The 9,852-nt window shown below is 51.3% G+C and carries 10 protein-coding genes and 1 pseudogene; 7 read left to right on the top strand and 4 right to left on the bottom strand.

Translation table 11 applies throughout. From position 1 onward, the window contains the following. Positions 1–547: pseudogene (locus PHQ58_RS22375) on the bottom strand (hypothetical protein); the annotation flags it as partial. Positions 548–890: 343 nt separating this feature from the next. Next, entirely contained in the window at positions 891–1,286 is a 396-nt protein-coding gene (locus tag PHQ58_RS22370; protein WP_300115857.1) for a thermonuclease family protein, read from the bottom strand. 274 nt (positions 1,287–1,560) lie between these two features. On the opposite strand from PHQ58_RS22370, the gene PHQ58_RS22365 reads away from it, so the two are divergent. Further along, on the top strand, positions 1,561–1,896 hold the full coding sequence (locus PHQ58_RS22365; protein ID WP_300115855.1) for a hypothetical protein: 336 nt from the start codon (positions 1,561–1,563) through the stop codon (positions 1,894–1,896). Here the strand turns inward: PHQ58_RS22365 and PHQ58_RS22360 are convergent. Beyond that, positions 1,858–2,301 carry a Panacea domain-containing protein gene (locus PHQ58_RS22360; protein ID WP_300115853.1) on the bottom strand — a complete coding sequence of 148 codons (444 nt, stop codon included), beginning with the start codon at positions 2,299–2,301 and terminating at the stop codon, positions 1,858–1,860. The two genes, PHQ58_RS22365 and PHQ58_RS22360, sit on opposite strands and share 39 nt — an antisense overlap. 99 nt (positions 2,302–2,400) lie before the next feature. Here PHQ58_RS22360 and PHQ58_RS22355 point away from each other — a divergent pair, with 99 nt between their 5' ends. From PHQ58_RS22355 to PHQ58_RS22345, 3 genes are read left to right on the top strand one after another with little or no spacing between them, the layout of a single operon-like run. Next, positions 2,401–3,039, top strand: coding sequence for a LexA family transcriptional regulator (locus PHQ58_RS22355; RefSeq protein WP_300115851.1), 639 nt, complete (start codon positions 2,401–2,403; stop codon positions 3,037–3,039). Then, positions 3,036–3,791 carry a DUF5131 family protein gene (locus PHQ58_RS22350; protein ID WP_300115848.1) on the top strand — a complete coding sequence of 252 codons (756 nt, stop codon included), beginning with the start codon at positions 3,036–3,038 and terminating at the stop codon, positions 3,789–3,791. The genes PHQ58_RS22355 and PHQ58_RS22350 overlap by 4 nt, the downstream gene beginning before the upstream one ends. A 52-nt stretch (positions 3,792–3,843) precedes the next feature. Next, positions 3,844–5,154: a three-Cys-motif partner protein TcmP gene (locus PHQ58_RS22345; RefSeq protein WP_300115847.1), complete on the top strand. Its 1,311-nt coding sequence runs from the start codon at positions 3,844–3,846 to the stop codon at positions 5,152–5,154. Here PHQ58_RS22345 and tcmP read toward each other — a convergent pair. Continuing rightward, positions 5,125–6,339, bottom strand: a complete 1,215-nt coding sequence (gene tcmP / locus PHQ58_RS22340; protein WP_300115845.1) for a three-Cys-motif partner protein TcmP — start codon at positions 6,337–6,339, stop codon at positions 5,125–5,127. The two genes, PHQ58_RS22345 and tcmP, sit on opposite strands and share 30 nt — an antisense overlap. A gap of 698 nt (positions 6,340–7,037) precedes the next feature. Here tcmP and PHQ58_RS22335 point away from each other — a divergent pair. The 3 genes from PHQ58_RS22335 to PHQ58_RS22325 form a co-directional block, all read left to right on the top strand. Beyond that, a complete protein-coding gene (locus PHQ58_RS22335; RefSeq protein WP_300115858.1) occupies positions 7,038–7,967 on the top strand; it encodes a WYL domain-containing protein in 930 nt (309 codons plus the stop codon). After that, complete coding sequence (gene brxF, locus PHQ58_RS22330; protein WP_300115842.1) at positions 7,964–8,419, top strand: BREX-3 system P-loop-containing protein BrxF; 456 nt, start codon at positions 7,964–7,966, stop codon at positions 8,417–8,419. The genes PHQ58_RS22335 and brxF overlap by 4 nt, the downstream gene beginning before the upstream one ends. Before the next feature lie 20 nt (positions 8,420–8,439). Next, positions 8,440–9,852, top strand: a 1,413-nt coding sequence (locus PHQ58_RS22325; RefSeq protein WP_300115839.1) for a DUF6079 family protein, incomplete at its 3' end; no start/stop codon positions are given.

Below are 9,852 nucleotides of genomic sequence, written 5' to 3'. Positions count from 1 at the left end.
CGCCTTTCACTTCGATGAATTTGAGCCTGGTGATTTCGTCTGGAAATGTGGTTTGACTTGCAAAAATTCGGTGGGTTGCGCCATTTTTTCTGACTGTCCGATCCGTGCCCATGGCCACCAACTTTTCTTGTTCGGCAGAGCTGCAAGTCAGACCGGTTGCTATGGGCGCAGAGTCGGCTTCAGCAGCAGGGGCAGAGGATGGCGCTGCACTTGAAGCTTTAGCCGGTGCAGGCGGCTGAATTTGAGGGTCGGACATTGATGTGGCCTGGGTTGAAGCGCCAGGGGACCTGGATTTTCTGCCTCTTGTCAATGGCTTCAGCCCGCGCTCTTCCCGAACTATGCCAAGGTGGCGAACAAGGTGCCCCTTGGTGATCTTTATGTCATGTTTTTGAAGCGCAGATGCGATTCTCTCCAGCGACATGCCCTGACCCAAAAAATCTTCAATGACCTCGAAGGCCGACCGCACGATCAGAGCGGGGTCGTCCTTTTGGGCAAGTTCAATTTCTTCACGAAGAATTGAATCGATTTCTGAGCTGATGCTTTGCATAATCCCCATACCGACAGGGTGCAAGTTGTGGTGCGACAGGCGGCACGACAGCAGGCACAACCTGCATGACAGGCACGCTGACAGGCGAATCAATTCACCAGCAACGTGGGGGGTAGCCGCAACTGAATTGTGCAGGGTGAGGGATATCTGGTAGGTTGGCCGAATGAGTCCACCGGCCATCTACTGTCCCTGAGTTGGAAAATACTTCCCCCATTTGGGTGATATTTGCAGTGCAAAGCCAAAAAAATCAACGTTTGCTATGCCGATATTCCCAAGGCGGCAACGGTTCGGTATCAGCCCATAAGCCACGTCTGCCGTTGCGAGCTTCTTGTTCAGCGAAGTCTTAAAGCTTTCTGTCGTTAGCTGATTGCTCTCGCTGGTATTCTTTGTAATGCCAGGCAAAACCGCGTGTGATTTGCTCCAGATTTACATCCTGCCCGGTGGCGAGAAGGATTTTCCCGATGTCCCGCCCATAACGGTCTTTCTTGTCGCTTTCGATGGTCACTTGTTTTTCAAACACTAGGTCACTCAGGCTTTGTTTTGATCGCGCCCCATAAGGTTGTTTCTTTTCGGGCGCATCAATCCCGGACAAACGGATTTTGTGCTGGGTGTTGAATGCGTCAATCACAGTCACCGTATCGCCATCAGTTACACCAACTACCTGTCCGGTGATTGTGGTTGAATGAGCGCAAAGTAAAGCGCTGGACAACAGGAGTGTGAGGACGAGCTTGAATTTCATAGCGAAGGGGCATCAAAAAAAACCCGGTACGAGACCGGGTCGAATCCCGTAAACGGGACGTGCTCAGGGAGGTAAAGCACGGGGACAGTTAAGACCCGCAGAGATCATACCCCCGCGACCCGAGTAACGCCTCAATCAAGACCTCAATGTGGATAAACGTCAAAAGCCCGATCAAGCCACACCACGTAGAACACCTCTTCTCGCCGAAAACCAACCATGGGAGCCTTGCCGCTAAATCGAAAGGACAGGATGGGCGTATCTTCGGTAATGGAGGGTGGAACAACAACCTTCATTGAAGTTCTCGCTATCGTCTCACTACCTTGCCCGTGGCGGGGCGCTTGCTGAATCTGTTGCCAAGTCAATTGGCTTAGTTCATGCAGACGATCAGCCAATGCAGCTTTCTCGTCCTTGGATTGGAGCACAACGACAAACAGTGGCTCTTTTGAAGATACTCCAGCGAAAACTTGGGTATCAATTGATTGGGACTGGGTTTGGCGTTTTCAGTCGTCTTGAAGCGTCCTGTTGCCGACTGCGAGCCAAGGGCTTTTATGTGCTTGCCCATCACGCTCGCTTATTCAACCAGCAGCGTCTTGAAAAAATCCTGCATTGACGAAGTTGCAATCTCTGCCCCCGCACCGCGCCCAAACGCTTGCACCCAAGGTGCCTCACCATGTGTCATGTTGCGCAACTTCCAGGCAGAAAATTGGCCGTACGTGTTGTAGACCTCATTCAGCAACCCGCGCACCGGCTCGTCAATCGCAGTGATGTCGAATCCATGAGGCATAGGGATTGCCCCCGAACCATGGACTTTGTATAAATGGTACAGATCGGGCACCACTGGCCCATGCTGCCAAGCCTCAATGCGGTCATAAAACAAAGGCTTGCCAAACAATGCCAAATGGAAACCTTGCGAGTAGTAGCACAGCTTTTGCAACTTGAGGTTAGACAGAAAGTCCCCGGCATCTTCGTCCCCGAGTGTCAGGAAATACTTCGCGACCTCATGTACTGATGTCATTGCCAAGTCCTTGTGAGTGAAATTTTATTTTAGGCTCCATTCAATGATTTTAACCTGTTTAAGTTAAGTTAATGTACGTTCGTACACTAAAATAAGCAAATGGCCCGCCCCAACAACGACGAAACTCATCTCAAGCGACTGAGAGATCACTTCGCTACCAATCAGTGCATGCCATCGTATGCGGGCATCAGTCGCTTGGTTGGGTTCAAGACCAAGAACGCGGCGGTTCAGCTTGTTCGACGTTTGAGTGATACCGGGTACTTCAAAATGGTTGACGGAGGCAAGGTGGTGCCACTACGTCGTTTTTTCGAATTGCCGCTGATGGACATGCACGTTCGAGCTGGCGTGCCCGATGCGATTGATCCTCAGACTTGGACTAAAGAGACTTTCACTCTTGAAGGCTTCCTGTTTGGCAAGCCATCCAATTCTGTGGTGATTCGGGTCAAGGGTGACTCCATGTGTGACGCTGGAATATTTGATGGTGATTTCGCCGTAGTCGAAAGGTCACAGACCGCACATGGCGGGCAATTTGTGGTTGCAGATGTGGATGGCGAATTTACTCTAAAAGAGTTGAGGTATGAGAACCGGCGTCCTGTGCTGATGGCGCACAACCCAAAGTACGCGCCGATTCACCCTAAAACTGATTTGTCAATTTTCGGCATTGTTCAAGGCATCGTCCGAAACTATGTTTCAGAGAAACCAATACAAGTTACATCCACAACAGGAGCAAAGAAATGACGGCTACAAGTCGAATTGAGTGGACAGAGCAAACTTGGAATCCAACAGTTGGATGCACCAAAATTTCCGCAGGATGCAAACATTGTTATGCCGAAGCGATGGCACATCGATTGCAAGCGATGGGTACGCCAGGTTACGAAAAAGGTTTTGAGCTAGTTGTTCTGCCGCAGCGATTGGACGATCCTCTAAAACGAAAGAAACCGACAACGTACTTTGTCAACTCGATGTCGGATTTGTTTCATGACCTGGTTCCGGATGAACACATTGATGCCGTCTTTCGTGTTATCCAACAAACACCTCACCACACGTATCAAATCTTGACAAAACGTGCTGCACGTATGGCACGCTACTTCAAAACACGTCCAGCGCCGGCCAATGCATGGCTTGGTGTCTCAGTGGAGAACCGCAAGCAAGGTGTGCCACGAATTAACCACTTGCGCAAAGTACCTGCGCATATCCGTTTTCTGTCTGTAGAGCCACTTCTGGAAGACGTTGGTGAACTTGATTTGACAAACATTCATTGGGTGATTGTTGGCGGCGAATCGGGGCCAAAAGCTCGACCCATGAAACAGGAGTGGGCAGATTCGGTGCGTGCGCAATGTGAAGATCAGGGTGTTGCATTTTTCTTCAAGCAATGGGGCGGCTGGGGTGTTGATGGAAAAAAGCGAGCAAAGGCCGCAAATGGTCGGTTATTGAACGGGCGCACCTGGGACGCAATGCCCGAGAATGTAGGCATGCAAATGCAAGCTTGACTGACAGGGACAGGGCAGTGGCTTGCTAAATTAAATTAACAACAGCACACCCATGGTCAAACGCGCAGACAAATACCGCTGGGAAATCGGCACGTTACCCCCGCCCATCGATCCCCATAGTTTGGTGAAGCACAAGATTGTGCGGGGTTACTTGGAACGTTACATCCAGGTGCTGATGAGCAACTACAACATGGAAAAACTCACGCTGTCCATTGTTGATGGATTTGCCGGTGGCGGCGAATATTCATCAGTGGACGGGACGCAGTTTCATGAAGGGTCACCACTGATTGCGTTGACCACCATTGCAGCCAAAGAAGTCGAGCTAAATGTTGGCCGCTCAAAGCCTCGAAAGGTTGATGCTAAGTATTACTTTGTTGAAAAAATAAAATCCAACTTCGACTATCTTGATCAGATGTTGCGTGCTCGGTTTCCCGCTCCAAGATTTGGCTCTGACATCGAGTTGCTGAAAGGTACATTTCAGGAAAAGGCGAACGGAATCATTGCCGACATCCAACGACGCGCTGGGGGTGAGAGGGCAATTTTTCTTCTTGATCAATATGCCTATGATCAAGTGACCGGGCCAATGCTTAAATCGATTTTTTCGCAAGTGAAGGGTGCAGAGATTATCCTGACCTTCGCCGTTGACTCTCTGATTTCGTTTCTCTCTGACAACGAGGCAAGCCGAGCAAAGTTGGCTCAAATGGGGATGGACGCGCACATTGATTGGATCGCACTGGAAGCCTTGAGGTCAGCACCACCTGCCACATGGCGAGCGGCCATTCAACGTAACCTGGCCAAAGGACTTATCGAGGCCAGTGGCGCAAAAAACTTCACCATTTTTTATATCACGCCAATGGGCAACACGTCATGGACGTATTGGTTCATTCATCTTTCAAACAGTGCCAAGGCGCGTGATGTCATGATGGAACTTCATTGGCAGTCTGCCAATCACTTTTCACACTATTTAGAACCAGATATTTTCACGCTCGGGTATCAAGCGAACCTTGACCGAAACGCCACCATGCAGGATGCACTTGAATTGGGCGAAAGTCATCAGTTTGACGCACTGGCAGCCGACCGCTGTAAGTCTGGATTGATTGAGAAATTAGTGCCAGCTATTTACAACGGAAAGCCAACCCAATTTTCCCAATTGCTGGATTCAATGGGAAGCCTGACACCAGCTACGGCAGACATGATTCGAGATGTTCTCGACCCAGCGATCCGTTGCGGTGATCTCTTGGTCAGATCGACAGACGGTGTTAAAAGAGCCAAAGGACATTCCGTGAAAGTGAACGACGTGCTAGAACGGTCATCTCAAATGTCGCTGATTTCCTTACCCGGAATGAGCTACAGTCAGCTGTAGCCGCTCGGTTTTTTCAAAATGAAGTGGCCGCTTCGGGCGTTTGGTTTTGGAGTCCAAATTGATGACTTGTCCGGTGGCGATTAAACGTGACAGGGATGTTTGAAGGGTATCTGGCAACCAATCCGTTTCTTCAAGAATGTCCGCAAACGCAGTTTGACCAATCGCCTGCATACCAGAGGATAAAAGTCTCACCCAATAGGCATCAACGGCTGTTTCGTCAACTGTTACCGATTCAGTGTTTGTGGCTGGCTCGTCCGAGAACATGTCGCGCACGCCCGAGTCCGCCTCTCGTTTGTCGAATTTCTTTGTAGCTCGAATTTGTTTCTGAATTAGGTCAACGCCCTGTGAAATTTCCATGAACTCAATCAAGCCTTTTGGATGAGATGTTAAGTAGATCAAATGGTATTTGGGGCGTTCTTTGCTTGGGTCCATCACTCGAACGTAGCCAGTGCGCGGACGATATTCGTTTTTGGCTGGGGATGGCACACGACTTTTTAATCCTTCACGGTAACTGGTCAGAAGCAACCTTTCCCGCTCGTGTGGCAATTGGCCGTCAAACGCTTGAACCGTTTCGCGAGTTGTACCGAGAAATGCTGCAATGTCAGTCTCCCAACTGGCCATCGCGGCTGTACGATTGATAAAGTCATAAATGAAGTTGATCAAAAATTCAGACCGGGGTCTTTGAAGCAATGGGCGCAATTGATCCACACCCACGTCCTTCCATCCCTTGGGATCGATGAAGAAAAACACAAATGCCTGGTTACCACACCAAGTCAATATGTCATCGCGGAGATCCAAAAAACTCCCTTGGAGGCAGTTCGAGTTGATACCTTCTGGTGTTGAAGATTGAAGGTATGCATTCAATCGATTGAAGGCACGCGGGCTTTTTTCAATGTAGAGAGCGCGTATGTTCGCTTGAACACCCATGTCCGCAAGTTTATTCCGGCACGAGTCCATGGTCTGCAACGAAATGGCAATCGAAGTGCCAGCCATTGACTCTGACTCATCACCCCAAGGGCCTGCAAAGCAGTCAACGTACCCGATTTCCACACTCCGCTCACGTTTGGCACTCATGCCGATGATGAGGATCATCTTTTCAAGATACGCTTCAAGTAACTTGTGCTTCACCAGGGCCTGTTCACGGTCAATGTAAGCGTCGGGGATGATTTGTGGGATTCGAGTCATATTGACTGTTGATCATAAATGGCAACTTTAGTCACCGGACGGCATACTGGCGTGTGTGCCCTGAGTGTCCGGGCGGTCAAGAACATTCATTGCCAATGACTCCCGAGAGCTATCAGCCGTTCACGCAACTGATTCAGTAGCCGGGGAACCAGCAAACGTGTCCGTCACGTCGGGCAGGACAGTGACATATAAAAGCCACGACACGCATATTGACAGGCGAGCCAATTCCGTCATTGCTGCTGGCGATACCCGAATCGACAGGCAAAACAAAATCCAACGACAGTCGTGCTGACAGGCGAATCAATTCACTAGCAGCGTGGGAGTAACAGAGACTGCACTGTGCAGGGTAAGGGCCTTGTGCCCACGTTTTCTGCTGCGCAAAAAACTTGGCAGCGGCCCCCTGCTCAGGGCGTTGCCCCGAGACCCAAGTCAAACAACCACGTCGCGCTTCGCTTGACTTCTATCGGTCGAGCATCCGTTCAGCGTGCCGGTTTGCTTGTTGCAAGAAGTCGAACGATGCTGCGAACCCTGATTGGGTGAAAAGCCATAAATGTTAGCCCCTTGTAGCCACAGTCATACTTAAATCAGCATCATTTTGATGCTGATAATTTAATCGTGTGATCATAATGACACACAACAATCGCCACCTTATACTCACAGCGATCTACTTCCGCCCATTGGAAAACAAGTCACTCAAGATGAGCACTAACCGCCTGCAAGACCTTGGCCACGCCCAGCGCGACCGGATGGCGTACATCGAGCTACGGTTATGGTTCGTGGGCGAAATCCGCCGTCAAGACCTGGCATTGCGTTTCGGAATCCAGACCGCAGCCGCTACGCGTGACCTTGGGCTATATAAAGAGTTGGCGCCGGCCAATATCGAATACGACGGCAGCTCCAAGATGTACATCATCGGGCGAGCTTTCAAGCCGATGTTTGACTTTCCGACTGAGAGGGTCTTAACCTGGTTGTCTGAAGGCTTTGGTGATGGAGAGCCCGTCAGATCCCGCACCGGCATCACCTGCGATATCCCCAACAAACTTGGTCAACCTGACCTCAGCGTCTTGGCCAGCGTCACAAGGGCAATCAGCCACAAGTGCCCGCTGCGTATCAAGTACCAATCAGTCAAAAATGGCAAAAGCGAGCGAGAAATCGTCCCTTTCGCCTTACTGGACACTGGCTTGCGCTGGCACACCCGCGCTTTTGATCGCAAAACAGGCGAGTTCCGGGACTTTGTCTTGACCCGGATTCAGGGCCCCGATGTTTTGAAGGATGCTCCAGTTAGCGCAAATGAACGCGCGGATCAAGATATTCAGTGGACGCGAATCGTGGAACTGGAACTGGTTCCCCATCCAGATCAATTACGACCAGAAATCACCATGCTGGATTACGGTATGCGTGAAGGCGTACTCAAAATGAATCTGCGTGCAGCCACAGCTGGTTATGTGCTGCGCAAGTGGAGCGTGGACTGCTCTCCTGATCACAACCTGAGCGGACCTGAATATCGTCTGTGGTTGAAAGACCCCTTGGCCCTATATGGCGTCAAGAATGCCCTTCTGGCCCCAGGCTACCGCTCACCAGATCAACCCCGATCTGACGGAAAACGAACTGACGGAGGCCCCAGATGATCGAAAAATTGGTGCATCTTGTCGATGAAGTCGGCGCCCTGCAAAGCAAACTCGTTCTGCTCATTGGTGCGCCTCGTTCGGGAAAGACGGTCTTGCTGCAGTCCCTCGCAAAAATCATGGGTGTCAAGCCGCTGAATGTCGGGGCTGATTTGGGCGGTCGTCTGGCGACCATTCCACAAAGACAACGCCATCTGCAGACCACGACCATCCTGCGTGAATTGGCCGATCAGCATGCCACGGGTGATTTGCTGCTGCTGGACAACCTTGAGCTCTTGTTTGACAAGTCGCTTCAGCTCGATCCACTGGACCTGCTGAAACGGCACGCCCATGTCAAACGCGTCGTGGCTGTTTGGCCTGGCGAACTGCGCGATGGACGGCTAACTTATGCCGAAATGGGACATTCAGAACACCAGGACTACGGCATCGCTGGTCTGGTGCCTTTTGAAATTTAGTAACAGGGAGAGAGAAGAATATGCGCTACAGCGATCTCATTCAATTCGAACCAATCGAATCAGTCATTCAACTGCTTGACGCCAACAGGCCCATTGAAGCTAAAAAACTGGTAACAACCTACGTCATGTCAGATGACATGGCCGAGCGAATTGCCAAGCAGATGATTCCGCAACTCTCTTTTGATGAGTCCGTTGACCACATGGGCGTTCTGGTGGTCGGCAACTACGGCACAGGTAAGTCACATTTGATGTCGGTGTTGTCCTTGGTGGCTGAAGACGCGGCTTACCTGCCAATGATCCGACATCCCAAGGTTGCGACCGCAGCCGAGAAAATCGCTGGCAAATTCAAGGTTCACCGTATTGAGATCTCCAGTCAGATGTCGCTGCGGGACATCATTACCCAGGAACTTGAACACTTCCTTGAAAAGCAAGGCGTCAGCTACTCTTTCCCGGCCGCTGACAAGGTGGTCAACAACAAGGCGGCCTTTGAGGAGATGATGGCCGCGTTCACCGAGGTTCACCCCAACCACGGCGTGCTGTTGGTGGTTGACGAGTTTCTGGATTACCTGCGGTCTCGCAAAGATCACGATCTGGTGCTGGATTTGTCTTTCCTTCGCGAGATTGGTGAAGTCACCAAGCACCTGCGCTTTCGCTTTGTGGCTGGTGTCCAAGATGCCATCTTTGACAGCAACCGCTTCCAGCACGTCGCCGACAGCCTGCGGCGTGTCAAGGACCGGTTCACTCAAGTTCTGCTGGCTCGACAAGATGTCAGCTTTGTGGTCGCCGAACGCCTGCTGAAAAAAACCGCTGACCAGCAAAACAAGATCAGAACCTACCTCACCAAGTTCGCCAAGTTCTACAGCTCGATGAACGAGCGCATGGACGAGTACGTGCGGCTGTTCCCCGTTCACCCAGAGTACATCGGCACTTTTGAGCGGCTAATCTTTACAGAAAAACGAGGCGCACTGGTGACTTTGCGCGACCAGATCCAGGCTGTTTTGAATGACGAGGTTCCCAATGACCGCCCAGGCCTTATCGGCTATGACAAGTTTTGGGACACCGTGACCTCAAATTCAGTGCTCCGCTCAGACCCCAGCATCGGTCCGGTCTTGAAGGTATCGGAGGTGTTGACCGAGCGCGTGCTCAAAGCGTTCACCCGCCCACCCTATAAAGCCATGGCACAACGCGTGATCGCTGGGCTGTCGGTGCACCGACTCACCACCGGCGGCGACATCTACGTGCCAGTCGGGCCAACTGCTGTCGAGCTGCGGGACACGTTGTGCCTGTACCAACCCGGCATTGAGGACATGGGTGGCGACCCGGCCGACGATCTGCTCACCGCTGTGCAGACTACGCTGCGGGAGATCGTCAAAACAGTCAACGGCCAGTTCATCTCCAAAGCGCCTGACACCGAGCAGTATTACCTCGACCTC

It is taken from the genome of Rhodoferax sp. (assembly GCF_028688795.1).
Lineage (GTDB): Bacteria > Pseudomonadota > Gammaproteobacteria > Burkholderiales > Burkholderiaceae_C > Rhodoferax.
Note: the sequence above shows the minus strand (reverse complement) of the source record. Positions and strands in the feature narration are given on the sequence as shown.